General features: G+C 57.7%; 26 protein-coding genes. 6 read left to right on the top strand and 20 right to left on the bottom strand.

Translation table 11 applies throughout. From position 1 onward, the window contains the following. Positions 1–5: 5 nt before the first annotated feature. Complete coding sequence (locus BKA12_RS03595; protein ID WP_183640700.1) at positions 6–743, bottom strand: lipoate--protein ligase family protein; 738 nt, start codon at positions 741–743, stop codon at positions 6–8. Positions 744–780: 37 nt separating this feature from the next. On the opposite strand from BKA12_RS03595, the gene BKA12_RS03590 reads away from it, so the two are divergent. Next, positions 781–1398 carry a uridine kinase family protein gene (locus BKA12_RS03590; protein WP_183640698.1) on the top strand — a complete coding sequence of 206 codons (618 nt, stop codon included), beginning with the start codon at positions 781–783 and terminating at the stop codon, positions 1396–1398. On the opposite strand, the gene BKA12_RS03585 is transcribed toward BKA12_RS03590, so the two are convergent. Further along, on the bottom strand, positions 1385–2227 hold the full coding sequence (locus BKA12_RS03585) for an acyl-CoA thioesterase domain-containing protein (RefSeq protein ID WP_183640697.1): 843 nt from the start codon (positions 2225–2227) through the stop codon (positions 1385–1387). The genes BKA12_RS03590 and BKA12_RS03585 overlap by 14 nt on opposite strands. 185 nt (positions 2228–2412) lie before the next feature. On the opposite strand from BKA12_RS03585, the gene BKA12_RS03580 reads away from it, so the two are divergent. From BKA12_RS03580 to BKA12_RS03570, 3 genes are all read left to right on the top strand, one after another. Continuing rightward, the gene (locus BKA12_RS03580; protein ID WP_183640695.1) at positions 2413–3936 is read left to right on the top strand and encodes a SulP family inorganic anion transporter; all 1524 of its coding nucleotides are present in this window, start codon (positions 2413–2415) and stop codon (positions 3934–3936) included. Positions 3937–4010: 74 nt separating this feature from the next. Continuing rightward, positions 4011–4637 carry a DUF4230 domain-containing protein gene (locus tag BKA12_RS03575; protein WP_183640693.1) on the top strand — a complete coding sequence of 209 codons (627 nt, stop codon included), beginning with the start codon at positions 4011–4013 and terminating at the stop codon, positions 4635–4637. A 33-nt stretch (positions 4638–4670) separates the two neighbouring features. Further along, positions 4671–5591, top strand: a complete 921-nt coding sequence (locus BKA12_RS03570; RefSeq protein ID WP_221228045.1) for an alpha/beta hydrolase fold domain-containing protein — start codon at positions 4671–4673, stop codon at positions 5589–5591. A 103-nt stretch (positions 5592–5694) separates the two neighbouring features. Here the strand turns inward: BKA12_RS03570 and nrdF are convergent, their stop codons facing one another. The 8 genes from nrdF to BKA12_RS03530 all read right to left on the bottom strand — a co-directional run bounded on the left by nrdF (position 5695) and on the right by BKA12_RS03530 (position 12239). Next, positions 5695–6669 carry a class 1b ribonucleoside-diphosphate reductase subunit beta gene (nrdF, locus tag BKA12_RS03565; protein ID WP_183640691.1) on the bottom strand — a complete coding sequence of 325 codons (975 nt, stop codon included), beginning with the start codon at positions 6667–6669 and terminating at the stop codon, positions 5695–5697. Between the two features lie 54 nt (positions 6670–6723). Then, on the bottom strand, positions 6724–8877 hold the full coding sequence (gene nrdE, locus BKA12_RS03560; protein WP_183644502.1) for a class 1b ribonucleoside-diphosphate reductase subunit alpha: 2154 nt from the start codon (positions 8875–8877) through the stop codon (positions 6724–6726). After that, complete coding sequence (gene nrdI / locus BKA12_RS03555; protein WP_183640690.1) at positions 8877–9347, bottom strand: class Ib ribonucleoside-diphosphate reductase assembly flavoprotein NrdI; 471 nt, start codon at positions 9345–9347, stop codon at positions 8877–8879. The genes nrdE and nrdI overlap by 1 nt, the downstream gene beginning before the upstream one ends. After that, positions 9316–9564, bottom strand: a complete 249-nt coding sequence (gene nrdH, locus BKA12_RS03550; protein WP_183640688.1) for a glutaredoxin-like protein NrdH — start codon at positions 9562–9564, stop codon at positions 9316–9318. The genes nrdI and nrdH overlap by 32 nt, the downstream gene beginning before the upstream one ends. A gap of 467 nt (positions 9565–10031) precedes the next feature. Next, on the bottom strand, positions 10032–10448 hold the full coding sequence (gene rsfS / locus BKA12_RS03545; protein ID WP_183640687.1) for a ribosome silencing factor: 417 nt from the start codon (positions 10446–10448) through the stop codon (positions 10032–10034). A 25-nt stretch (positions 10449–10473) separates the two neighbouring features. Further along, positions 10474–11373 carry a hypothetical protein gene (locus BKA12_RS03540; RefSeq protein WP_183640685.1) on the bottom strand — a complete coding sequence of 300 codons (900 nt, stop codon included), beginning with the start codon at positions 11371–11373 and terminating at the stop codon, positions 10474–10476. A gap of 1 nt (position 11374) precedes the next feature. After that, positions 11375–11998: a nicotinate-nucleotide adenylyltransferase gene (gene nadD / locus BKA12_RS03535; RefSeq protein WP_183640683.1), complete on the bottom strand. Its 624-nt coding sequence runs from the start codon at positions 11996–11998 to the stop codon at positions 11375–11377. A gap of 10 nt (positions 11999–12008) precedes the next feature. Beyond that, positions 12009–12239, bottom strand: coding sequence for a hypothetical protein (locus BKA12_RS03530; protein ID WP_183640681.1), 231 nt, complete (start codon positions 12237–12239; stop codon positions 12009–12011). 275 nt (positions 12240–12514) lie between these two features. On the opposite strand from BKA12_RS03530, the gene BKA12_RS03525 reads away from it, so the two are divergent. Next, positions 12515–13213, top strand: a complete 699-nt coding sequence (locus BKA12_RS03525) for a type 1 glutamine amidotransferase domain-containing protein (RefSeq protein ID WP_183640680.1) — start codon at positions 12515–12517, stop codon at positions 13211–13213. A 76-nt stretch (positions 13214–13289) separates the two neighbouring features. Here BKA12_RS03525 and BKA12_RS03520 read toward each other — a convergent pair whose 3' ends face one another. The 7 genes from BKA12_RS03520 to BKA12_RS03490 all read right to left on the bottom strand — a co-directional run bounded on the left by BKA12_RS03520 (position 13290) and on the right by BKA12_RS03490 (position 21823). After that, on the bottom strand, positions 13290–14651 hold the full coding sequence (locus BKA12_RS03520; protein WP_183640678.1) for a glutamate-5-semialdehyde dehydrogenase: 1362 nt from the start codon (positions 14649–14651) through the stop codon (positions 13290–13292). Between the two features lie 10 nt (positions 14652–14661). Next, positions 14662–15846, bottom strand: a complete 1185-nt coding sequence (gene proB / locus BKA12_RS03515) for a glutamate 5-kinase (protein WP_183640676.1) — start codon at positions 15844–15846, stop codon at positions 14662–14664. Then, positions 15843–17402: a GTPase ObgE gene (obgE, locus tag BKA12_RS03510; RefSeq protein ID WP_183640675.1), complete on the bottom strand. Its 1560-nt coding sequence runs from the start codon at positions 17400–17402 to the stop codon at positions 15843–15845. Before obgE ends, proB begins: the two co-directional genes overlap by 4 nt. A 162-nt stretch (positions 17403–17564) precedes the next feature. Then, on the bottom strand, positions 17565–17819 hold the full coding sequence (rpmA, locus tag BKA12_RS03505) for a 50S ribosomal protein L27 (RefSeq protein WP_071893484.1): 255 nt from the start codon (positions 17817–17819) through the stop codon (positions 17565–17567). Positions 17820–17865: 46 nt separating this feature from the next. Beyond that, positions 17866–18174, bottom strand: a complete 309-nt coding sequence (gene rplU / locus BKA12_RS03500; protein ID WP_071893483.1) for a 50S ribosomal protein L21 — start codon at positions 18172–18174, stop codon at positions 17866–17868. A gap of 247 nt (positions 18175–18421) precedes the next feature. Beyond that, positions 18422–21580 (bottom strand): Rne/Rng family ribonuclease, encoded by a 3159-nt coding sequence (locus tag BKA12_RS03495; RefSeq protein ID WP_183640673.1) that lies wholly within the window; start codon positions 21578–21580, stop codon positions 18422–18424. A gap of 18 nt (positions 21581–21598) precedes the next feature. Continuing rightward, the gene (locus tag BKA12_RS03490) at positions 21599–21823 is read right to left on the bottom strand and encodes a hypothetical protein (protein ID WP_183640672.1); all 225 of its coding nucleotides are present in this window, start codon (positions 21821–21823) and stop codon (positions 21599–21601) included. A 210-nt stretch (positions 21824–22033) separates the two neighbouring features. On the opposite strand from BKA12_RS03490, the gene BKA12_RS03485 reads away from it, so the two are divergent. Beyond that, positions 22034–22717, top strand: a complete 684-nt coding sequence (locus tag BKA12_RS03485) for a vitamin K epoxide reductase family protein (protein WP_246361594.1) — start codon at positions 22034–22036, stop codon at positions 22715–22717. Between the two features lie 102 nt (positions 22718–22819). Here BKA12_RS03485 and ndk read toward each other — a convergent pair whose 3' ends face one another. The 3 genes from ndk to BKA12_RS03470 are packed head-to-tail and all read right to left on the bottom strand — an operon-like array spanning position 22820 to position 25132. Further along, a complete protein-coding gene (ndk, locus tag BKA12_RS03480; protein ID WP_183640669.1) occupies positions 22820–23248 on the bottom strand; it encodes a nucleoside-diphosphate kinase in 429 nt (142 codons plus the stop codon). Positions 23249–23308: 60 nt separating this feature from the next. Beyond that, entirely contained in the window at positions 23309–23770 is a 462-nt protein-coding gene (locus BKA12_RS03475; protein ID WP_183640667.1) for a DUF4233 domain-containing protein, read from the bottom strand. 3 nt (positions 23771–23773) lie between these two features. Next, the gene (locus tag BKA12_RS03470; protein WP_183640665.1) at positions 23774–25132 is read right to left on the bottom strand and encodes a bifunctional folylpolyglutamate synthase/dihydrofolate synthase; all 1359 of its coding nucleotides are present in this window, start codon (positions 25130–25132) and stop codon (positions 23774–23776) included. Between the last annotated feature and the right edge of the window lies 1 nt (position 25133).

Genomic DNA, 25133 nt, shown 5'->3' with positions numbered 1-25133 from the left:
CAGCACTACGTATCGAGGTTCCACTTTCCGGAGCCTCGATACGTGTTTAAGAGCGCTTCCGTCACGGCGTCCACATTCACCCCGGGAACAAGATCCTCCACGGCTCCCACGGTGCGCGGGTCCATGGGAATCTCCATGGCTTGATACACCTCGTCCAATACACTGCGTAGCGGCGCACTGTCAGTGACTACCAAAACTGAGGTGAACAGCCATGCCCCGGTGACCACCCGCTGAGCGGTGCCGACCAACTTAACGGAAGCTGCGTCGTCGTACTGGCTAGCGGTACCCGAGTGAGAAGTGCCATAGACGCTGTATTCGCCCGCGCAGTATTCGCCGGGCAGTTCGCCAATGTGAGCGTCGACGCCCAGGGAGCGCAGCGCGTCCGCAAAGAGCGCCCCGAAGTCCTGAAAGCGGCGGGTGTGACCCAGCATTGCGTCCGGCTCAGGCTGCACGTGATCGATGATGAGGGTGCCCTGGTGGTACGCAGCCGCGCGCCCGCCGGCCTTCCGCACCACCGGCTCAAAACCGTGGCGCAATGCGGCCATTCGGGCAGCCTCGAAACCGGGCAAGCGCACGTCACGCTGCCCAAAAGCGAGGGTGGGTGAGGGCCGGTAAATGCGTAGTGTGGCGCCGCGTTCGCTGCCCTTGACCTCGTTCAGCAAATCGATGCCGCGCGCTAGATCCGCCACCGGATCAGCACTAGGTTCTTCGCGAAGGAGATCAAGATCAACGGTGACAGACATGAGTCGATCCTAAAACGAAGGGTGGGGGCAAGACATAATGGAATACGTGTCTGAGTCCAGTGGCGTTCAATTTATTATCCTCGGCGGCCCTTCCGGTTCAGGAAAGTCCTACCTCGCTGAGCGCTTTGGCGCACCCCATATTCAGCTGGACAACTACTACCGGGAGATCGCGGAGGACGCGCACCGCCCGTTCCCGCGCACCCCATACGGCGAAATTGACTGGGATCACCACGAAACTTGGAACGATTCCGCCGCGCTCGATTCCATGATGGAACTGCTCGAAAACGGCCGCACCACGGTGCCCGCCTACGACATCTCGACGTCCTCCTACGTGGGCTCCGAAGTAGTGGAACTCGCAGGAGGACCCATCATTGCCGAAGGCATTTTCGCGGACCGCATCCTGCAGCCGTTGCGCCAATTAGAGGTGCCGGTGCAGGGAATTTACGTGCGAGAACCTTCCAGTACGACGGCGCTGCGTCGCTTCGCGCGCGACGTTTCCGAAAGCCGCAAACCAGTGCCGTTCCTCGTCAAGCGGGGGTTGAGCCTGTGGCGGGCTGAGGCTTCCGTGCGCAACCGGTACTTGGGCGCGGGGTTCCAGGAAATGAACAAGCCGGACTTGAAGTCCTATCTTTCCTCGCTGCCTAATTCCCGTTAGCTCTCTTTGACCCTGGCATGGGGCGGACCGTGAGAATCTGTTCGCTGCGGCCGAAGGGACCGTGGACATCATGAAGGATTGCCGATGTGAGGCCGATTCCGTCATCGCCGTAGCTTTGCTGGACCTCGAGTCCTAGCCATTCACCGGCTGGCGCCCGGTGCATATGAATCTGTAGATCCACGTTGGGGAATATCCAGGACTCCGGTCCTGGCTCAACGCGCGGCGCAACACCGTTGGCAGTGTCCACCATGCCAAGGATCCGCACGACGTCAGACGTCACGGTGTCCGAGCTAACCATCTTGTACGGGTTGCGCAGCCACACTACGCCCTTGCCCGGACGGTGGCCGTCTACTTGACGGAACTCTAAAGACTGAATGTAGCCACCGGGCCACACCTGCATACCCGTGAACTCTGGAAGATTCTCAGGGTGCTCTACGGATGCATCTTCGAGGGTGGCGACAGGCGTGGAATCGCCGGTCTTCAAGCGCCAAGCCCGCGCAATGATTGCAGTCCGGCCACCGCTGATCATCTCAGCTTCGATCAGCTCGATGGTCTTGCCGGGGCGAATCATGCGGGTCTGCACTTCAAACTCGCCACCATGGATGATTCCCAGAATGTCCAGGCTCACGCGTGCCATCCGCAAATCTTCGCGGGGCTGGAAGGCTTCGAGCTCATGAACGAGGAGGCCCGTAGCTGGACCCATGTGCTGTTCGTGTTCGTTCCAAGCGCCTTGGGCGTGGACGGTGGAGCGGTAGCGGTGATTGCCCAAGTCTTCGTAGAAGAAAGGGCCAACCGCGAGTTCTGGAAGTTCTGAAGTGGTAGCAGTCACACTTGCAACATATCAATTCTGGGCGTTTCAGTGAATTTGGACTGTATCTGCGCGTCTTTGGGCGCCTGACCTCACCTAAAATTGATTCCGGCGCACGTCAGTTGCTCCATCCTCTTGGCGGCGAAGTTTTTGCACCTCATTGCTTTGCAGCCAACCGTCTTTCCCACCTCTCCGAGAGCCTCTTCATGCCGTCTTTGACTTCGCCGATCGCGCCACATACACCACGAGTCTCCGCCGACTCCGTGATGAGCGCGCTGCGCTCGCCGCGACTGTTGACGCGTGAAGTTCTCGCAGGACTGGTGGTGGCGCTGGCTTTGATCCCCGAAGCGATTGCGTTCTCCGTCATCGCCGGCGTGGACCCCAAAGTGGGGCTGTTCTCTGCTTTCATCATGGCGGTGACCATTGCCTTCGTTGGCGGACGCCCTGCGATGATTTCCGCCGCTACCGGCGCGGTTGCCTTGGTTATTGCGCCCGTAATGCGGGACTACGGAATGGACTACTTCGTCTCCACCGTGCTGTTGGCTGGCGTTTTCCAGATCCTCTTGGCTGTCTTAGGCGTTGCAAAGCTCATGCGGTTCATACCGCGCAGCGTCATGGTTGGTTTTGTGAATGCGCTGTCCATCCTGGTGTTCATTGCTCAACTAAAGGAGCTCATTAACGTCCCGTGGATGGTTTATCCGCTGGTGGCTGTCTCTTTAGTGATCCTGATTCTGATGCCGCGCATCACCACCGTCATTCCCGCGCCGCTCATCGCCATCGTCTTGGTCACCGTGCCCGTCATCCTCTTCGCCATCAACGTCCCGCGCGTGGGTGACAAGGGCGAGCTGCCCAGCAGCCTGCCCGAGATCTTCATTCCCCAGGTTCCGTTGACACTTGAGACGCTGCAGATCATTGCGCCGTACGCTCTCGGGATGGCTTTGGTGGGACTCATGGAATCTCTCATGACCGCGAAGCTGGTTGATGACATCACGGATACCCGTTCCAACAAGACTCGAGAGAGCTGGGGTCAGGGTGTAGCTAACCTTGTCTCTGGCGCATTCGGCGGCATGGGTGGCTGCGCGATGATTGGGCAGACCATGATCAACGTAAAAGTCTCCGGCGCGCGGACGCGCATCTCCACATTCTTGGCCGGCTTCTTCCTTTTGGTGTTTGTGGTGGCATTCGGCGATGTCGTTGCCCAGATCCCCATGGCTGTTCTCGTGGCCATCATGATCATGGTCTGCATTACGACGTTCGAGTGGCACTCCATCGCGCCGTCCACGCTGAAGAGATTGCCCAAGAGCGAGACCGCGGTCATGCTGTCCACCGTGCTGGTTGTTGTCCTCACGCATAACCTAGCCGCCGGCGTCATCTTCGGCGTTCTCGTTGCCAGCGTGATGTTTGTCCGCCGGGTGGCGCACTTGGTCTCCGTGGATCGGACAGTCGTGGAGCGAGACGGGCAGGACGTCGCTACTTACACCGTCGAAGGACAGCTGCTCTTTGCTTCGAGCAATGACCTGACCACAATGTTCCGCTATTCAGAAGATCCCGATCACGTGGTTATCGATTTCTCACGTTCCCATGTCTGGGATGCCTCTACCGTGGCCGCGCTCGATGCCATCGAGACCAAGTATCAGCGCTACGGAAAGACCGTTGAATTTGTGGGCATGAACGAGTTCTCTTCAAGCTTCCATGCGAAGCTCTCAGGCGAACTGGGCGGCTCTAACTAGAGGCCTCTGAGGCGACGCCCGAATTCTTTTACGCGAATACGTGAAACTTTCAACTCACGCTTTAGCATGAGCGAGTGAAAGAAAAATCTTCAAGGCGTGGTTCGCGCGGGTTTGGCTTGATAGCCCTTGCTCTCCTTCTGGCGTTGCTGGCGGCCAACTATTTTGGCGTCAATCCGTTCCGTCCAGCTGCAGAAGCAAAAGAGCCTGAGCGTCCATCGCTCCTGGTCTCCATTCAGGACATGAGCCAGTATCACGCGGCCGTCGGCAACTTTGAAGTGATCATCGATTCCCAAGAGAACGGTATTTCCTGGTTGCCTGATTTCGTTTCGGGCGAGCGCACGTTGTTCCTTGCCAAAGGAACCGTGAATGCGTATGTAGATCTTGGCGGCCTGACGGGTGAGAATTACCAGCTCTCTGAGGACGGCAAGAAGGCATCTATTCGGCTTCCTGCTGCACAGCTGGACAAGCCGAACCTCAACGTCAAAGACTCATACATCTACGACCAGCGCCGTGGCGTAGGCAAGGCGATCTCCGATGCCTTCTCCACTCCAGACCAGTCAAAGTTCTTTGAGATGGCCGAGACTCGCATCGCTTCTGCAGCAGAAGAATCTGAGTTGCGTGACCGCGCCACAGAGAACACCAAAGCCATGATCACCGGAATGCTCAAGCCCTCCGGCGTTGAAGCTGTCTTCGTCGAGTAATCAGACATCCCCACAACTATCTAAGGACTTATCGTGTCGGGTTTCCCCTATCACCCGGAACTCGCGCGAGTCCGGTTCATGCCAAGCATTCCCACGAACAAGCTGATGGTGAAGTTCATCCGAAGCCGGATGCCACGTGGACTGGATCCAAGTCCGGACGTCACCGTTGATGAGATCGTTCTGTCCCCCACCGTTTCCATCCGTCTGTTCCGTCCTGCTAGGTTTTCTCGAACCATCCCTGCACTGTTGTGGATGCATGGCGGCGGCCACCTATTCGGTGTGCCGGAACAGGATGACCGGAACAACATTGCATTTGTGCGTGAGCTCGGAATCGCTGTCGCAGCTGTCCGATACCGCCTCGGCTCCGACGCGCCTGCACCCGTCTCAGTTGAAGACTGCTATGTCGCCCTCAAAGCACTTGCCGATCGTGATTCAGAGTGGGGAATCGATTCAGAGCGCATAGCCGTGGGAGGCGCCAGTGCAGGCGGCGGTGTGGCTGCCGCACTAGCTTTCTATGCACTTGATCAGGGCGGCATTCAGCCCGTCTTTCAGCTGTTGGTCTACCCGATGCTCGACGACCGAACAGTTCTCAAACCAGAGGCAGCCTCAAAGTACCTCCGAGCCTGGACCGCTAAGGCTAACAAACGTGGCTGGACCACCTACACTGGCGGCGTGCCTGGCCGCTCAGGTGTCTCCGAATATGCGGCACCAGCCCGCCGCGAGGACTTGTTTGGCTTGCCGCCGGCATGGATTGGCGTTGGCACGCTCGATCTCTTCCGAGACGAGGACATCGAGTACGCCCGTCGGCTCAATGATGCGGGCGTGCCTTGCGAGTCGTTTGTTGTTCCTGGCGCGACCCACGGCTTTGATCAAGTTTTTCCTGATGCAAATGTGGTCAAAGACTTTTGGCAACAGCAGGTCAATGCACTGCGCGCAGCCCTGATTATCAATTAAAAGGGACATAGCCTCTTCGGTTAAGCAGAATTGCTCTGGACCCGCTTAGAGTTGCGGGTCCAGAGCAATATTCAGCTCAAACCCAATCCAAAGTCCGGACGATCTAGAACTCCCAGTCCTCATCCTCAGTGTTCACGGCCTTGCCGATCACGTAGGAAGATCCTGAGCCAGAGAAGAAGTCGTGGTTCTCGTCCGCGTTCGGGCTCAGCGCCGAAAGGATGGCTGGGTTCACGTCCGTGACTGAAGACGGGAACATGGCCTCGTAGCCCAAGTTCATGAGTGCCTTGTTGGCGTTGTAGTGCAAGAACTTCTTGACGTCTTCGCTCAAGCCCACTGGATCGTAGAGATCGTGGGTGTACTGAACTTCGTTCTCGTAGAGCTCGAAGAGCAGCTCGAACGTGTAGTCCTTGAGCTCCTGGCGGGTCGCTTCGTCAACCTGCTCAAGACCCTTCTGGTACTTGTAGCCAATGTAATAACCGTGCACGGCCTCGTCACGGATGATGAGACGGATGAGGTCAGCGGTGTTCGTGAGCTTGGCTCGTGAAGACCAGTACATCGGCAAGTAGAAGCCCGAGTAGAAGAGGAAGGACTCCAACAACGTGGAGGCAACCTTCTTCTTGAGCGGGTTGTCGCCGTAGTAGTAATCGGTGACAATCTGGGCCTTCTTCTGAAGGTTCTCGTTCTCTACCGACCAACGGAAGGCAGCGTCGATGTCCTTGGTGCTGGCCAACGTCGAGAAGATCGACGAGTAGCTCTTAGCGTGGACGGACTCCATGAACGCGATGTTCGTGTAGACAGCTTCCTCGTGCGGGGTAACCGCATCTGGAATCAGCGACACGGCACCAACAGTGCCCTGGATGGTGTCCAACAAGGTCAGACCCGTGAAGACGCGCATGGTGAGCTGCTGCTCTTCTGGCGTCAAGGTTGCCCAAGACTGTACGTCGTTAGAGAGCGGCACCTTTTCTGGCAACCAGAAGTTGTTGACTAGACGGTTCCAGACTTCTACGTCCTTTTCGTCCTGGATGCGGTTCCAGTTGATGGCCTCAACGTGGCTCAGCAGCTTGACTTTCTCAGTCATGATTCGTTCCCTTTGTCCTGTGTGGTGAATGGTGTGAGTCAGTGGTTCACATGCTTAGAGCATGCAGCTGACGCAACCTTCAACCTCAGTGCCTTCGAGTGCAAGCTGGCGCAGACGGATGTAGTAGAGTGTCTTGATGCCCTTACGCCATGCGTAGATCTGTGCCTTGTTGATATCGCGCGTGGTTGCGGTGTCCTTGAAGAACAAGGTCAATGACAAGCCCTGGTCGATGTGCTGCGTGGCAGCGGCGTAGGTGTCAATGATCTTCTCGTAGCCGATCTCGTACGCGTCCTGGTAGTAATCCAGATTCTCGTTCGTAAGGTACGGAGCCGGGTAGTACACGCGGCCGATCTTGCCTTCCTTGCGGATTTCAATCTTGGCAGCAACAGGGTGGATCGACGAGGTCGAGTTGTTGATGTAAGAGATAGATCCAGTTGGCGGAACAGCCTGCAGGTTCTGGTTGTAGATACCGTGCTTCATGACGGATTCCTTCAACGCAACCCAGTCAGCCTGGGTAGGAATCTCAACGTTCGCGAAGAGCTCCTTCACACGATCCGTCTGAGGTGCCCATTCCTGGTTGACGTACTTGTCGAAGAACTCGCCGGAAGCGTAGGTGGAGTTCTCGAAGCCACCGAACACTTCGCCGCGTTCGATCGCGATGGCGTTGGAAGCGCGCAAAGCGTGGAACAGCACGGTGTAGAAGTAGATGTTCGTGAAGTCGATGCCCTCTTCGGAGCCGTAGTAGACGTGCTCACGAGCAAGGTAGCCGTGAAGGTTCATCTGACCCAGGCCGATGGCGTGGCTCTTCGCGTTGCCTTCAGCGATGGATGGCACCGAGTTGATGTAGGACATGTCAGAAACAGCAGTGAGAGCGCGGATTGCGGTCTCGATGGACTGGCCGAAGTTCGGCGAATCCATGGTCTTGGCGATGTTCATCGAGCCCAAGTTGCAGGAGATGTCCTTGCCCACGGTGCCGTAGGTGAGGTCTTCGTTGAGGATCGACGGGGTCGACACCTGAAGGATCTCAGAGCACAGGTTGGACATGGTGACCTTGCCGGCGATCGGGTTCGCACGGTTCACGGTGTCCTCGAACATGATGTACGGGTAACCGGATTCGAACTGAATCTCTGCAAGAGTCTGGAAGAACTCGCGAGCGTTGATCTTGCTCTTCTTGATGCGAGCGTCATCCACCATCTCGTAGTACTTCTCAGTGACGGAAATGTCAGAGAAAGGTACGCCGTACACGCGCTCCACGTCGTATGGAGAGAAGAGGTACATGTCCTCGTTTTTCTTCGCGAGCTCGAACGTGATGTCCGGGATGACTACACCAAGAGACAGGGTCTTGATACGGATCTTCTCGTCAGCGTTTTCGCGCTTGGTGTCCAAGAAGCGGTAGATGTCCGGGTGGTGAGCGTGCAAGTACACGGCACCGGCACCCTGGCGCGCACCGAGCTGGTTTGCGTAGGAGAAGGAATCTTCAAGAAGCTTCATCACCGGAATAACGCCGGAGGACTGGTTCTCGATTTGCTTGATTGGTGCGCCGTGCTCACGGATATTCGTGAGGGAGAGTGCGACGCCGCCGCCTCGCTTTGAGAGCTGAAGTGCGGAATTGATGGCTCGAGCAATCGATTCCATGTTGTCTTCAATGCGCAACAAGAAGCAGGAGACCAATTCGCCGCGCTGCTTCTTACCTGCATTGAGGAAGGTAGGCGTAGCTGGCTGGAAGCGACCGTCGATGATTTCGTCGACGAGCTTCATGGCGAGATCTTCGTCGCCGCGAGCCAAGTGGAGAGCGGCCATGCAGACGCGGTCTTCATAGCGCTCGAGGTAACGCTTTCCGTCGAACGTCTTGAGCGTATAAGAGGTGTAGAACTTGTACGCACCCAAGAAGGTCTCGAAGCGGAACTTCTTCTGGTACGCGCGCTTGTAGAGATCGCGAATGAAGTTCATCGTGTACTGATCGAGCGTTTCGCGCTCGTAGTAGTCGTTCTTCACGAGGTATTCGAGCTTCTCGTCAAGATCGTGGAAGAACACGGTGTTGTTGTTCACGTGCTGCAAGAAGTACTGACGTGCAGCGGCGCGGTCAGCACCGAACTGAATGCGGCCCTGGTTGTCGTACAAGTTCAACATAGCGTTGAGCTCGTGGTACCCCAGACCCTGATAAGCGGCCGGCAACTCCTTGGGATCCGTGATGGTGTTGCTGTCCATTACTGTTGTTTCCAAAATTCTTCCAATCCTTCATCAACGCGACGCACGTCATCCGGCGTCCCCATGAGTTCGAAGCGGTACAGCTCCGGGATTCCTAACTTGGCAGCGATCTTTCGCGCTGCGAGGCAGTAGGCGGTGCCAAAGTTCGTATTACCCGCCCCAATAACTCCGCGAATGTTCTCGCGATTCCTGACATCATTCAGGAACTTCATGACCTGGGGTGGGATTGAGTGCTTGCCTTCTTCTCCCCCATACGTTGGGAGCAAGAGGACAAAGGGTGCTGTGGTGACGAGATGCGGTTCGCTCGAATACAGCGGGATCCGAGCCGCTTCGTGTCCCAGCTTGTCTACAAACCGTTTGGTGTTCTCCGAGATGGAGGAAAAGTAGACCAGCTGGGACGCCGTAAAGCTTTCAGAAGGTGGCAGTTGCTTCGTGCTATTAGGCGACGGAGCTTGCAGCTGAAGACTCATCGATCTGAGCAATCTTGTCTGGGCGGAAGCCGGACCAGTGATCGTTGTCCGTGATGACAACAGGTGCCTGCATGTAGCCCATAGCGCGAACGCGCTCAAGCGCTTCGGGATCCTGGGAGATGTCAACGCTCTTGTATTCGACACCCTTCTTGTCGAGGGCGCGGTACGTCGCGTTGCACTGAACGCATGCCGGCTTCGTGTAAACCGTTACTGCCATGACCTTCTCCTTGGTTGCTATCCGTGGGCCGCTCAGACACTAGTTAAAACAACATCTGAAGCGAAAAAATTTCGTTGAGCGGCTGACCGCCTCACTGGATTCAATACTACATCTAGTGGTCGCTTGCGCAATCAACCCCAACATCATGTCTTACATCAATGTTATTCGTGCCCACAGGAAGTCCACAAGACCTGTGGATGAAGCACCCGCGTCTTTCTGCGGTTTAAGACCCTTTTAAGGCGACTATCCACAGGCTGTGTGTTCGCAATGCACAATCGGAATTCACATGCGTGTCGTTCAAACTCGGCGTGTCGCCATTGTGGCTGCATGGTGGCGGCATCATCTTGCCAGACTCTGGACACACAGAAGCCCCTTTCGTGGAAGTTCCAACGAAGGGGGCTTCTCAAGAAGACAACATCAAGCCGCGCTCGCAACAGCGAACTAGCGATCTTGCAACTAATCGGTACTTACTCAGCCTCAGGCGTTTCCGCAGGCTCCTCTGAAACGGAAGCAGGCGTCGTCGTGCTCTCTGAGACGTCAATGAGCGGGCAATCACTCCACAAGCGATCCAACGCGTAGAACACGCGGTCCTCGTCATGCTGGACGTGAACAACGACGTCCTGGTAATCGAGCAACACCCAACGACCTTCGCCGCGGCCTTCACGGCGCACAGGATGAAGGTCAAACTTTTCGGCGATGACATCCTCGATGCCGTCAACGATAGCGTTCACTTGACGCTCGTTGTCAGCGGAAGCGATGAGGAATGCGTCCGTGATACCTAAGCGCTCACTGACATCAACGGCCACAATGTTGTTGGCCTTCTTGTCGCGAGCGGCATCAGCGGCGACTCGCATGATGTCAATAGAAAATTGCGCAGCAGTCACGTAACTCCTTGAATAGAGATGATTATTAGCGGGTCAACATCATGATGAGACCCACGATGAAAGTCAGAACGCCCAGACTGAGCGCTGACACGGACAACACGTACTGGCGGCGAGCTCTCGCTCCCCCACCGTCCATGAAGCCAAGCGGTTCCAAACCTTGAGCGCCAGATGCTTTGAAAGGCTCTGGGGTTCCTGTGTTCGTTACCGCAACGGGTTTAGCGGGAGACGGCGTTGCCGTCTCTGTACGATCAGGCGCAGTCGACGACGCTTTGAGGTCCTTGCGGTTCTGCTTTGCTTGACGCTGGCGCAACTGGGCGCGCGTCTCATAGCGAGCCTTGGATGCTCCGAATTCGTCCGATGGTTCTGGGTCATCCTCGGCGTCGAAGTTTTGCTGCGCCGCCGAAGGCTTTGGCATCACCACATGCACGGAACGCGTGTCCGGCGAATTCAGCCCCGTGTTGAACAGGTCCTTCTCCGCCTGTGTTGGCGTGGCCTTCGGGTCAGAGTCGTGACCGTCTTCGTCATTCGCCGGCACGATCCTCTTCGGCTCATCGCCACGAGACTTCTCGCGAATCTTGGCAAAGTGATTCGTGACCGGACCGTCCTGCTTGAGTTTGGACAAGTCAACGTGGCTGGCATCCAACTTCTCGGCGTTGTCGGCTCGAGGCGGCGCTCCGGCAGCTTTGGCCTTGGCGGCATCGATCCGGCGTTGGCGGCGGGTGGCCGGACCAGAATTGTGTTCAGGTTCCGAAGGACGAACGTCCTCCGGAGCAAAAAATACGGGTTGTGCGTTAGGAGCTTTTTCTTCGGGAGTGCTGACCGTGGATTTGGGCGCGGCTTTTGCGCCGTCCTTCCCTGCTTCCGCGGCAAGACGACGCTCACGCAGTTCGCGTCGAGTGAGTGGTTGTGGTTCTTCGCCGCTCATCTCATGCTCCTTCCGGATTCCCCTTCTCGCTATCTGAAGCGGACCTGTATAACCGATGCTTGGCGATGTACTGCACTACGCCATCCGGTACCAGATACCAGACCGGCAGTGCATTCTTGACGCGTGCACGGCAGTCCGTAGAAGAAATCGCCATTGCCGGCACTTCTAGAAGACTAACGTCTTTGCGTCCCATGCTGTTGAGTTCATGCCCCGGACGCGTGACACCCACGAAGTGAGCCAAGGACCACAGCTCGTCAACGTCCTTCCAGGACATGATCTGAGCCATGGCATCTGCGCCGGTAATAAAGAAGAGCTCCGAGTTGGGGCGGAGCCGGTGCAGATCTCGCAATGTATCAATCGTGTAGGTAGGACCTTCGCGGTCCACATCCACGCGGCTCACCGTGAACCGCGGGTTCGATGCGGTGGCAATGACCGTCATGAGATAGCGGTGCTCGGAGTCGGAAACATTTGTCCCGCTCTTTTGCCACGGCTGACCGGTTGGCACGAATACCACTTCGTCAAGGTCGAATTTGGCGGCAACCTCGCTAGCTGCCACCAAGTGTCCGTGATGGATGGGGTCGAAAGTTCCGCCCATCACACCAATTCGCTGGCGCTTGGCGCCCATCCCGCGAATCCTAGTGTCCGTCGCGCTTTTCAACCTGGTCTTGGTGGTGGTGAGGGACAGGCTTGTGCGGGTCAGGCAACTGCGTGTGCGCGTCATGGCGAAGGCCAACACGGGAGAAAGACAACGTGACGAAGAGGAGGATCATGAAGAAGATAAAGATGCCGCCGCCTACCAAGTACGCCAACGATTCGTTGCTCTCAGTTTCGGCTGCGGCCGTTGCAGCGGTGACAATATTCAACATTTTTCTCCCTATAGTGCAAAAAAGCATGCCAGTTACACCGGCTCTTATTGAATACACACTATGTTATCGGCCCAAAGTACTCCAACGCACCGGGCACAGGATTGTGTCGTGGCTTTAGGCGGCTATTCAGGTGAGTTCCGCACCACACTCCCCACACTCGGAAATTTTCCGATGTATTCTTCAGTTCACCTTTAGGGACCCGGGATACCGTGATCAACGTCAGTCGAAAGTTGATCATATGGATCCGCTTAGACCACGAAGACAGGAGCAACACCATGGCAAACATTTTGATGGTCGTTTCCGCAGCTGATTCCCTCACCATGCGCGACGGCACCGAACACCCCACCGGCTATTGGGCCGAAGAGCTCGTCGTCTCGCACAAGACCTTGCTTGAAGCCGGGCACACCGTTTCCATCGCGACCCCCGGTGGCGTCAAGCCCACCGTCGATCAGGTCAGCCTTTCCGGCGCAGCCGCAGGTGGTCAGGAGCGTGCCGATAGCTTCCGTGATTACATCGCGTCTCTCGACGCCGAACTTTCGTCCCCGCTCGTTTTGGCTGACGTTGATCTTGCTGATTTCGATGGCATCGTTATCCCTGGCGGCCACGGCCCTATGCAGGATCTCTTCAAGGACAAGGACTTGGGCAAGCTGCTGATTGCTGCCACGAAGGACGATAAGATTGTTGCTCCGTTCTGCCACGGTCCTGCGGCTTTGTTGAGCGCAATAGACGACGACGGCGCCTTCGCTTTTGCCGGCCGACGTCTCACCGTATTCAGCAACGATGAAGAACTCGGCGGAGGAACCGGTCCTAACACCCCGTGGTTCGTTCAGGACGAGCTCGCTGCCAAGGGTGCAGTCATCGAGAATTCCACGCCGTGGAGTTCCAACGTTGTTCGTGACGGCAACCTGATCACGGGTCAGAACCCACAGTCCAGCGAGGACGTTGCCAAGGAAGTCATCAAGGCGCTGCAGTAACGCGCTTCTGAAAATTCATACAGCGAAGGCCGGCCAAGTTCTTTTGGCCGGCCTTCGCTGTATCTAACTCTTTGTTCTAGTTGCGGACGTGTCCGTCACCGTTCACAATCCACTTGGTGGTGGTCAGTTCGCGCAAGCCCATAGGGCCGCGCGCGTGCATCTTCTGGGTGGAGATGCCAACCTCAGCGCCGAGTCCTAGCTGGCCGCCGTCGGTAAAACGAGTTGACGCATTGACCATGACGGCTGCGGCGTCGATCTCTTCCACAAAGCGGTTGGCGTTCTTGAGGTCGTTCGTCAGGATCGCCTCGGTGTGACCCGTGGTGTATTTGCGGATGTGAGAAATAGCCTCGTCCATGTCAGACACCACGTGTACCGCAATGTCCAGGTTCATGTACTCGGTCTGGTAATCCTCTTCCGTGGCTGGGACGGTAGGGATTTCCTTCGCGATTTCCTTCGCCTTCTCGTCGACATGGAGTACGACGCCGCGGCGGTTCAGTTCGCGGAAAATCTCGTAACCCGCGGTGGTGGCGTTTTCGTGCAAAAGCAACGTCTCCACAGTGTTGCAGACCGAAGGACGCTGCGTCTTGGCATTGACCAGAATGTCCGTTGCCATTTCGGGATCCGCGGATTCGTCAACGTAGATGTGCACGTTGCCTTCGCCGGTCTCAATGACAGGGACCTTCGAGTTCTGGACCACCGACTGGATAAGGGAACGGCCACCGCGTGGAATGAGCACGTCGATCTTGCCGCGTGCGCCCATCATGGCGTTGGCGCCTTCACGTCCGTATTCGTCCGTGCTGAGAATCAGGTCTTCAGGAAGTTCGACCTTGCCCAAAGCATCGCGGATGATTCCAACGAGGGTCTTATTGGTTTCGGCGGCCGCCGTTCCGCCACGCAAGATTGCGGCGTTGCCACTCTTGAGGGCAAGGCCCGCGATGTCGATCGTGACGTTGGGACGGGCTTCGTAGATGACGCCGATAACGCCCAAAGGCACGCACACCTGGCGCAAACGCAGTCCGTTGGGAAGCGTCTGTCCGCGGAGAACTTCTCCTACAGGATCAGGAAGGCCAGCAAGTTCTTCAAGGGACGCCACGAGTCCGTCGATGCGAGCGTCATCAAGGCGCAGGCGGTCGATCATGGCGTCGGAGGTGCCGTCTTCTTGACCGCGCTTCACGTCAAGTGCGTTAGCGGCAAGGATGGCTGCACGGCGAGCGTTGACTTGAGCGCCAATCTCGCGAAGGGCCAAGTCTTTCCAATCACGGTCAGCTTTAGCGAGAACACGAGAGGCAACGCGGGCACGGTCGGCGAGGGCTGCAACCATCTCGGCGACCTGTTCCGGAGACAACGCCTGAGATTCTTCAACCGGGGTTGGGTTCTGAGATTCCTCGGCAGTTGCGGCCACGGTCTCAGGTGAATTCTCAAGTGCTGCGTCAGTCATGACACCTAGTTTAGTGGGCTGCCTTAGGAGCAGAGATTTTCCGAACGCCGTTCGTCATAATCACGAGGTCATCCACGTGAACCAAAGGACGCTCAAACTGCGTACCGAACTTCTCGCGAAGCTGCTGCGAGGTCAGTCCCAGCATCTCCGGAATGTCGTCCGAAGAGTAGCTCGAGAAACCGCGTGCAAACACGACGCCGTCCATGTCAGCCAGTTCGATGGGGTCGCCCACCTCGAACGCACCGTGAGCTTCGCGCACGCCAGCTGCCAGCAGAGATGCCTTGCCCTTGGCCACGGCACGCACTGCGCCCGCGTCCAAGGTGAGTCGGCCGTGCGTGTTGGCCAAGTGTGCCAACCACAAGTGACGCAGCGGACGGCGCTTTCCATAAGCGTCGAACCACGTGCCCACGTCTTGACCACCCAAAGCGGAACCCGCGTTGGTGGTGGACGTGATGAGTGCCGGGATGCCAGATTCAGAGGCCATAGTGGCGGCCTGAACCTTGGTGACCATGCCGCCGGTACCTACTCCAGCGGATCCCACAGAACCGATGCGAACATCAGCCAAGTCCTTCGCGGACTTCACGTGTGGAATGCGCTGCGCACCTTCGGACGGCGGACCGTCATACAAAGCATCAACGTCAGAGAGCAACACCAAGGCGTCGGCGTTCACGAGGTGAGCTACCAAAGCAGCCAAGCGATCATTGTCGCCGAAACGGATTTCATGGGTCGCCACGGTGTCGTTCTCGTTGACAATCGGCACCACGCCAAGCTGCAAGAGCTTAGTCAAAGCACGGAAAGCATTCGCATACTGCTGTCGCTGAATGAGATCTTCGGCGGTCAGCAAGACCTGAGAGGTGGTAAGTCCGTGGCTATCAAAGGCACCGGTGTAGTGAGCCATGAGCAAGCCCTGACCCACGCTGGCTGCAGCCTGCTGGGTAGCAAGATCACCGGGACGGTAATCAAAACCCAGCGGCTTCAGGCCAGCGGAAATAGCGCCCGAAGAAACGAGAACCACTTTGGTGCCGTTCTTCACGGCAGCAGCTACGTTGTCTGCAAGCCGCTTGATGGCGTCTGAATCAATGCCGCCGCTCACGCTAGTGATGGAGCTTGATCCAACTTTGACCACCACAAGATCGGCAGAAGGAATGTCCAGTCGAGACCTTACGGGCGATGGACGTTTCTTCGCTACGCTCATTCGGACTTTTTTCCCTGTTGGTGCTTGTAGTTGACGGACTCCGTCCAGATGCCGGCCTTACGTTCCGCTTCGAGCTCCATGCGCGCGGCTTCCTTCGCATCGCGACGCTCTTGGTGCTCGGTACGCTTCTGGTCACGGGTTGGACGCGTGAATTCGCCGAGGCGAAGGTCCGTACCACGAGGCGAAGCCAAGAGCTCGGCACCGGCAGCCATGGTTGGCTCCCAGTCGAAGAGCACAGCGTTGTCCTCGCCAATAGCTACGGCGTCGCCTGGCTTGGCGCCGGACTTGAAGAGCTGATCTTCCACGCCGAGCTTGGCAAGACGGTCAGCAAGGTAGCCCACAGCTTCATCGTTGGTGAAGTCAGTCTGCTTGACCCAACGCTCAGGCTTTTCACCCAAGACGCGGAACAGTGGCTCGAGGTTGCGCTCTTCCTTGCGGATCACGAACTCAGCCTTGTTCACGGAGCGTGGGCGCACTACCTCAACCGGAGCAACAGCTGGTGCGGTCTGTGCAGCGTCACGAGCATTCTGGACCAGCTCGGCCATGGCGAAGGACAGCTCGCGCAGGCCTTCACGCGTCAATGCGGAAACTTCAAAGACGCGGTAGCCGCGGCCTTCCAGTTCCTTGCGCACGAACTCGGCCATGTCAGCGCCGTCAGGCATATCGGTCTTGTTGAGAGCAACGAGGCGTGGACGTTCGTTCAACGGCACCACGGTTCCGTCGGCGCCAGCAAAGCTCATGTCAACGGCGTAGTTCGCGAGCTCAGCTTCGATCGTCTCAAGGTCAGAAATAGGATCGCGGTCCGCTTCGAGTGTCGCAGTATCCAAGACGTGAACCAACGCGGCGCAGCGTTCAACGTGGCGCAAGAAGTCCAGGCCCAAACCGCGGCCTTCGGACGCGCCTTCGATCAAACCAGGAACGTCAGCCACGGTGAAGCGGACGTTGCCGGCCTGAACAACACCGAGGTTCGGCGTCAAGGTGGTGAATGGGTAATCAGCAATCTTCGGACGAGCTGCCGAGAGCGCCGCAATGAGGCTGGACTTGCCAGCGGAGGGGTAACCCACCAAAGCAACGTCAGCAACGGTCTTGAGTTCAAGAACCACGTCACGCGAGTCACCATCGATGCCCAAGAGAGCAAAGCCTGGGGCCTTGCGCTTCTGCGAGGACAAGGACGCGTTGCCGAGGCCACCCATGCCACCGCGGGCAATGACGTATTCTGCGCCAACACCCGTGAGGTCAGTGATGATCTCGCCATCGCGGGTCTTTACCACGGTGCCATCTGGCACAGGAAGAATCAGCGTTTCGCCGTTCTTGCCGTGGCGCAGATCGCCGCGGCCCATTTCGCCATTGGTTGCGTGGCGGTGTGGCAAGTGGTGGTAATCAAGAAGCGTGGTGGTCTGGTCATCAACGCGCAGGATGACGTCGCCGCCATCACCACCGTTGCCGCCGTCTGGTCCGCCAAGTGGCTTGAACTTTTCGCGCTTGACGGAAACGCAGCCATGGCCACCCGTGCCGCCTGACACGTGAAGGACCACGCGGTCCACGAATGCTGCCATGAGTGTGTCTCCTATAAATCAAAGAATGGTGCCGAGTCAGGCGGAAAATCTCCGCAAGACCTAGCTAAAAAGCAAACTGGAGAGTGGACATGTAGTCCACCCTCCAGTTTAGTAAATCTTGTCTCAACTACCGCTTACGCGACACTTGAGTCACGGGCCAAATTACTGGCCAGCGAGAATGTTCACAACGCGACGACCACGGCGGGTGCCGAACTCGACTGCGCCTGCAGCGAGTGCAAACAAGGTGTCATCCTTGCCGCGTCCTACGTTCTCGCCTGGGTGGAAGTGGGTGCCACGCTGGCGAACGATGATTTCGCCTGCGGAAACCGTCTGACCACCAAAGCGCTTCACGCCGAGGCGCTGTGCGTTGGAATCACGACCGTTACGGGTGGAGCTTGCGCCCTTCTTATGTGCCATTGATTATGCCTACCTTAAGAATCGATGGATCGATGCTCGATTCGCCTTAGGCGATCGAGGTCACCTTCACCTTGGTCAAAGCGGAACGGAAACCCATACGACGCTTGTAACCGGTCTTGTTCTTGTACTTCTGAATAACAATCTTCGGTCCACGGAGGTTCTCGACAACCTCAGCGGTAACCTTGACATTTGCCAAGTCACTCGCTGCAGACGTGACCTTGTCACCGTCAACCAGCAACAGAGCGGGAAGCTCAATGGTGCTGCCTGCTTCGGCGGGGACGCGGTCAAGGGTTACGAGGTCTCCCACAGAAACCTTTTCCTGGCGGCCGCCAGCGCGGACAATCGCGTACACCACTTGGGACTCACTTCTCTCGACATCTATAACTAATAATCAGCGCAACGTTTATGCGCGCCATTCCAAACCTATGGAGGAAAATGGAATGGTTTGTGCGTAATGCCGAGGGGAAAAATTCGCGCCCAGGCCTTTGCACCGAAGCTCTACTTTACGCTACTGACGGCCACCTGGGCAAATACAACACGCCCCGGCGCGCCGCAAGTAACGCGGTGGCTCCGCGCTTCAGACGGAGCCACCTGGTGGAACACTACTTCGCCAGCTCACTTGCTGGCACGCCAGTGCCCAATACTTGTGGTTGCGGTCCGGACTGAGCTTCGGGACTCGCATCTTTCCCGACGGACTCCACGCTTGCGGTAAAGCTAGAGCCCTGTGCGTACAGCTCACCATCGTGACGACGAATCTCGGTATCCCCGGCGCCTTGCTGGCTCGAGGCAACACGACGACGACGAGGCTTGCGTACCGCCGAATCTCCCGAATTCTCAGCAACGACGGGAGTTACAGGCGCAGAAACCTTGCCCAGAGCTGGGGTTTCAGCTGCCGGAACTGGGTTCTTAGCCGGCTCAGGCGTGACCGAGCTAGCGCGCTCGGCTGGAGCTGCGGCGTCGTCCTTTGCCCTGTCCTCCGCCTTGTTCTCAGCGTCATCCTGGTGCGCCGAGGTGACGGCGTCCAAAGCGGCTGCTAGGGCATCCAAAGTGAGCTGCGGTGTCTGCGCAGGAACGCTTGCAACTCGACGTCTACGGCGACGGCGTGGCAAAGCGATCTTCTCGCCATGGACCACGACGGTCTCCACTGCATCCTCAGTTTCTTCAGAATCCGCAGTGCGATCTTTGCCACGTTCTGCAAGAACTTCAATAGCCTTGGCAACATCCTGAGCCGCGGCACGCGAACGTCCACGGCGCGAGGTCTGCGTGAAGCGAGGAGCCTCGGCAGCTGCTGGAGCCTCCTGAGCTTCCTCAGCTGGCGCCTCTTCACCCTCGTGCTCGTGAGCTGCGTGCGTCGCCGCTGCAATGCTTGCGAGAGCCTTACGGGCAGCCTGAGCGCGTGCGGTCTTCTCCGGATCCTCGGCTTCAACCTGCTCAGTTGCAGGCTTGTTGGAAGCTGATCCTGCAGGAGCGGACTGCGTTGCGTTGTCCTTTGCCGGTTCCGTCGTGCTGTCCTTTTCACGCGAACGACGACGCCGCTCGGCTCGGGAAGGACGCGAACTGGAGTTGTTCACTTGCTCTTGGGACGAGTGGTGACGGTGCTCAACTGGCTCGTCATACGTGATGACGCCGCGGCCAGCGCAGGCCTCACAGTTCTCGGAGAACACTTCAAGCAGGCCGGTGCCCATGCGCTTACGGGTCATCTGGACCAAGCCAAGCGAGGTCACTTCAGCAACCTGGTGCTTAGTACGGTCACGGCCCAAGCACTCCACCAAGCGGCGCAACACGAGGTCGCGGTTGGATTCGAGCACCATGTCAATGAAGTCGATCACGATGATGCCGCCGATGTCGCGCAAGCGCAGCTGGCGCACGATCTCTTCCGCAGCTTCGAGGTTGTTCTTGGTGACGGTCTCTTCGAGGTTGCCGCCGGAACCGACGAACTTACCCGTGTTGACGTCAACCACGGTCATGGCTTCGGTGCGGTCAATCACCAAGGAACCACCAGAAGGCAAGAAGACCTTGCGCTCGAGGGCCTTGCTGATCTGCTCGTCGATGCGGTGCTTCGCGAAGATATCCTTGTCGCCGTCCCACTTTTCGAGGCGGCTGACCAAGTCTGGAGCAACGTACGTAACGTATGCCTCGATGGTGTCCCAGGCTTCTTCACCCTGGACCACGAGCTTGGAGAAGTCCTCGTTGAACACGTCACGGACCACCTTGATGGTTAGATCCGGCTCACCGTAAAGCAGCTCAGGAGCGAGCGTCTTGGTGGACTTCGACTTGGCTTCGATCTCTTCCCACTGCGCGCGCAGACGGTTGATGTCATTCATCAACTCTTCTTCGCTAGCGCCTTCAGCTGCCGTGCGCACAATGACGCCGGCGTTCTCTGGCAAGTGATCCTTGAGGATTTTCTTGAGGCGGCTGCGCTCCACGTCTGGGAGCTTGCGGGAAATGCCGGTCATGGAACCACCTGGCACGAACACCAAGTAGCGGCCAGGCAAGCTGATCTGCGCGGTCAGGCGAGCGCCCTTGTGGCCCACTGGGTCCTTGGTGACCTGCACCAAGACCGTGTCGCCGGACTTCAAGGCGTGCTCAATGCGGCGTGGCTGTCCATCAAGTCCAGCGACGTCCCAGTTCACTTCACCGGCGTAGAGCACGGCGTTACGACCGCGTCCAATGTCAACGAAAGCGGCTTCCATGGAAGGCAAAACGTTCTGGACCTTGCCCACGTAGACGCTGCCAATGAGGGAATCCTGCTGCGTCTTGGAGACAAAGTGCTCAGCCAATACGCCATCTTCGAGGACGGCGATCTGGATGCGGTCCTCGTTCTGGCGAACCATCATCTGGCGGTCAACGGACTCGCGGCGTGCCAAGAACTCGGCTTCCGTGATCACGTGACGGCGGCGGCCCACCTCACGGGATTCGCGACGGCGCTGGCGCTTTGCTTCGAGACGCGTCGAGCCCTTGACAGCGGTCACCCGCTGGCTGGTCGAAGAATCGGCGGCGCTACGAGCAGCGCGCACACGAGTAACCGTGTTTGGCGGATCGTCCTGCGAGCCACCCTCAAGTTCAATGTCAGCGTCTCCACGACGGCGACGGCGACGACGGCGCAACGTCACGTTCGAGGAAGCCTCATCAGTTTCGTTCTCGTCAGAGTCAGCACCATCGATCGCCGGTGCGTCAGCGTTGCCTTCTACGGCGTTGTCCTTCGCAGCGGAACTGCGGTTGGATGAACCGCGTGAACGGCGACGCGAGCGAGGGGCGCGTGGCTCAAAGTCTTCGTCATCATCATCATTAGCCGACTGTGGCGCACGGGATGGAAGCGGTGGAAGCGCGCTCAAGTCTGGAGCGTGGAACAGCAGGCCACCTGGGGCAACCGGCAAATCGAAAGGACTAGCAAGAGCAGCAACGGGATCTACTGGCTTGTCAGCTTCCTCGTCCGCTGGCTTTTCTGCTTCTTCTGCAGAAGCTTCTACCGAAGCCTCTGCAGAAGTCTCTGCGGCGACGGCCTCTTGAGCTGCATCTTCTTGAGCAGCCTCTTCTTCAGCGGCAGTTTCTTCAACTGGCGCTTCTTCAACAGCAACGTCTTCGGCAACGGTTTCTTCGGAAGCCGCGTCAGTCGTCTCCGCAGGTTCCTGCGCAACGGAAGCTGCGTCGTCGTGCTCAGAAATTTCAGTATTAACGGAATCTGTAGCTTCGACACTCACGTTTTCCGCTGATTCTTCAGCGTTTTCGGGTGTGGTCAAGCTGTTGGACTGTTCGTCCATGGATAGCACTCCTTACCGTTACCCTTGCCACATCAAGAGCACCGGCATCTCGGTCGAGAGGTCGGGACTAATGTCCTCCGACCCTCGGAAGTCTGGGTTTTCCATCGGATTCGCGCTCACTCGTGGGCGCGGGCCGTCCGTAGGAACAGCGGCGCTTTTCCGGCCGCGATACAAATGCGGCGGATGCCTGCGGTCTTCGGGGCCACGGACCTCAATCTTCGTCCGTCGGCTCAATCGTTGCATCGCAAGGGATCCTGGAAGCCTGTCGCTGGATCAGTGGTGACGTGTGGGGCCACTGCTGACCAAGAGCTATTCTTTCACATACCTGCAAGTTATTCGCATCACCAATCGAATAACGTCACAAGTTTTCCATCTAAAGCCCAGCTTCATCACCTAGAATCAGCGGCAATCAACAAGCCTGTCAATTGATAAAAGATGACTGAGGAGTTTCGTTTGTCTCACTCCGTAAATGCCACGCCTTTGAGCGCAGCGGATACGTATCAAGACCATGAGGACGACGGCGCCGGCGTGCGTTCTTCGTACAACTCGCTTCCCGCTTGGGCTAGCGACAAGGGATTTGGGTGGATCGTCACGATCACCGGAATCGTGTCCTTCATCGCGTCGTTCATCCTGGTGCTCGAGCGTTTTGCGCTGTACAAGGATCCCGGTCACGTCACGAGCTGTGACATTAATCCGTGGGTTTCCTGCGGTACCGTCATGCGTTCGTGGCAGGCTGCGCTCTTCGGATTCCCGAACCCGATCATCGGCATTATTGGTTTTGCAGTAGTCATCTCTATCGGCATGTCCCTGCTTTCCGGCGCGCGTTTCCCACGTTGGTACTGGATTGCTTTCCAGACCGGCATCACGTTGGCATTCGCTTTCTGCGTGTGGCTCTGGAGCCAAGCTGTCTACGAAATCAACGCCCTCTGCATCTACTGCATGATCGTGTGGGCCATGATGATCATCCTGTTCTTCACCACCATGGCGCGCAATGTTTTGACGGACGTCATTCCCTCCGGCGATGGCGTGAAGCGGTTCTTCACCGGCTGGACGTGGATGCTGGTGGCGCTGCTCGCAATTGCTGTTATGGCCAGCATTTTCTTCCGCTTTATGAACGCGTTTTTCCCAGCGTCATAATTCGTTGGTGTTGGTGACTGAATAGCTGCGGAAACGAGAAATGCCCCGAGCGTATTGCTCGGGGCATTTCTTATATATGCTTGGCCGAATTTGGCCAGGCGGTTACTTGAACCAGATGCCAATCTCGCGCTCGGCTGACTCAACCGAGTCAGATCCGTGCACCAAGTTCTGCTGAACCTTGAGGCCCCAGTCGCGACCGAAGTCGCCACGGATGGTTCCTGGAGCTGCCGTGGTTGGATCCGTGGTGCCGGCGAGGGAACGGAAGCCCTCGATGACGCGGTGACCCTCGACGATAGCGGCAACGACTGGGCCGGAAAGCATGAACTCAACGAGTGGCTCGAAGAATGGCTTGCCCTGGTGCTCTGCGTAGTGCTCTTCCAAGAGTGCACGGTCAGCGTTGACCATCTTCAAGTTAGCAATGGCGTAGCCCTTGGCTTCAACGCGAGCCAAGATGGCTCCGCTGAGCTGGCGCTTGACGCCATCTGGCTTCACCAAGATCAGGGTACGTTCTACGGATTGTTCTGCGGACATGGCTGAACTCCTCACGAATAGTGTTTTCTACTGGAAATTCTAGTGGGTCTGGCTTCGGGGTTAGGACTCGGTGCTGGCTGGCCCGGAGGTCTGAGTGTTGAGGCCCTGGGCCTTTTCCCACTCAGCTTGGGCTTTGTCGCGTTCCTTGTTCTCGATATCCACCGCGCGCCCCTTGGTCACGCCGTACCACCAGGTGACGCCAAACAGCACGCCGATCAGGAACATCATGGGCTCTACGAAACCGAAGAGGATCATGGCGATCTGGATCAACCAACCAATCCAGTAGCCAAGAGGCTTCTTCAACAGCGTGCACGTGTAGATGCACAGTGCCGCGATGAAGAACGCTCCCCCAAGAATCCAAAGTGCACTTGGCTGGTCTCGGTGAGTTCCGGCCATCGCGATGCCTGCGAAGAACATCACAAAGGCCTCGAAAGTGAGGATGGTGGATGCGAAGAGCACGCGCGTGGAGCGGCGAGGCTTAGGAGTGCCCGGAGCTGGACGTGGCTTTCGTTCTCTTGCCATGGCCTACTTTCCCAACAACGTTCGAGCTTCGCCTACTAGCGTGATGGATCCGGTGATGAGAACTCCCCCACCAAAATCTTCAGCCTCGTCAGCGCGTGAAACGGCCCAGTCAATGGCGTCATCCAGTTTTTCGGTGACGAACATATCATCTTCGTCAAAGCCCACCTCGATGGCCATCGTGGCCAGCTCGCCTGCCGGAATAGCGCGAGGCGAGTTGGACTGCGTGAGGCAGATGTCCTCAACCAGTTCGCCGTATTGACGGTACATTTCCTCGAGCATCGAGCGAGCGTCCTTCTCTTGAAGAATGCCCACCACCAGCACCAGCTTGCTGAAGCCAAAAGCTTCCTTGACAGCTTCCGCCGAAACGCGAATGCCATCCGGGTTGTGTCCGGCGTCCACCAGGACGGACGGAGAATTGCGAACTAGCTCGAGGCGTCCTGGGCTGGAAGCTGCTTCAAAGCCGGCACGAACCAGATCCTCGTTGAGCATCTTCTCGCCGCCGCCGATGAACGCTTCGACTGCCGCCAAAGCCACAGCTGCGTTCTGAGCTTGGTGCTTGCCGTGGAGTGGCAGAGCAATGTCTTCGTAGCGTCCGGCCAGTCCCGAAATGGAGACCGCCTGGCCGCCCACGGCCACGTCACGGCGCTCCACGCCGAACTCAACACCTTCGAACCGGAACTCGGCGCCGACTTCGCGGGCCTTCTCGAGAAGGACTTGTGCAGCTTCTGGATCCTGCTCGGAGGACACCAAGAAGCCGCCCGGCTTGATAATGCCGGCCTTCTCGAGTGCGATGTCGCGAACGCTGTCGCCCAAGAGATCCGTGTGATCCAAGGAAATTGGGGTCACTACGGATACTTGGCCATCGCCCACGTTGGTGGCATCGGTGATGCCACCCAAGCCCACCTCGATAACCGCTGCATCGACGGGCTGATCCGCGAAGATCGCGAAGCCCAGGATGGTCACGGCCTCGAAGTACGTGAGCTTGTTCTCGCCACGAGCCTCAAGCTCTTCGTCCACGATGAGCAAGTAAGGACGAATCTCGTCCCAAATGCGCACGAACGTTTCATCGTCCACGGGCTCACCGTCAATGACAATGCGCTCGGTGACCTTCGCCAAGTGCGGGCTCGTGTAACGGCCCGTGCGGAGGTTGTGGGCCATGAGCAGAGACTCGATCATGCGAGCCGTGCTGGTCTTGCCGTTCGTTCCCGTGATGTGGATGATCGGAAAGGCCTTGTTGGGCTCCCCCAAGATCTCCATGGCACGGAACATCGGCTCCATGCGAGGCTCGATCTTGTTCTCCGGCGCGCGGCCCAGGAGTTCGGTGTAGACACTCGCTACCGAGTATTCGTCATACGTACTCATA

Origin of the sequence: Neomicrococcus lactis (assembly GCF_014200305.1) — a bacterium.
Classification (GTDB): domain Bacteria; phylum Actinomycetota; class Actinomycetes; order Actinomycetales; family Micrococcaceae; genus Neomicrococcus; species Neomicrococcus lactis.
Note: the sequence above shows the minus strand (reverse complement) of the source record. Positions and strands in the feature narration are given on the sequence as shown.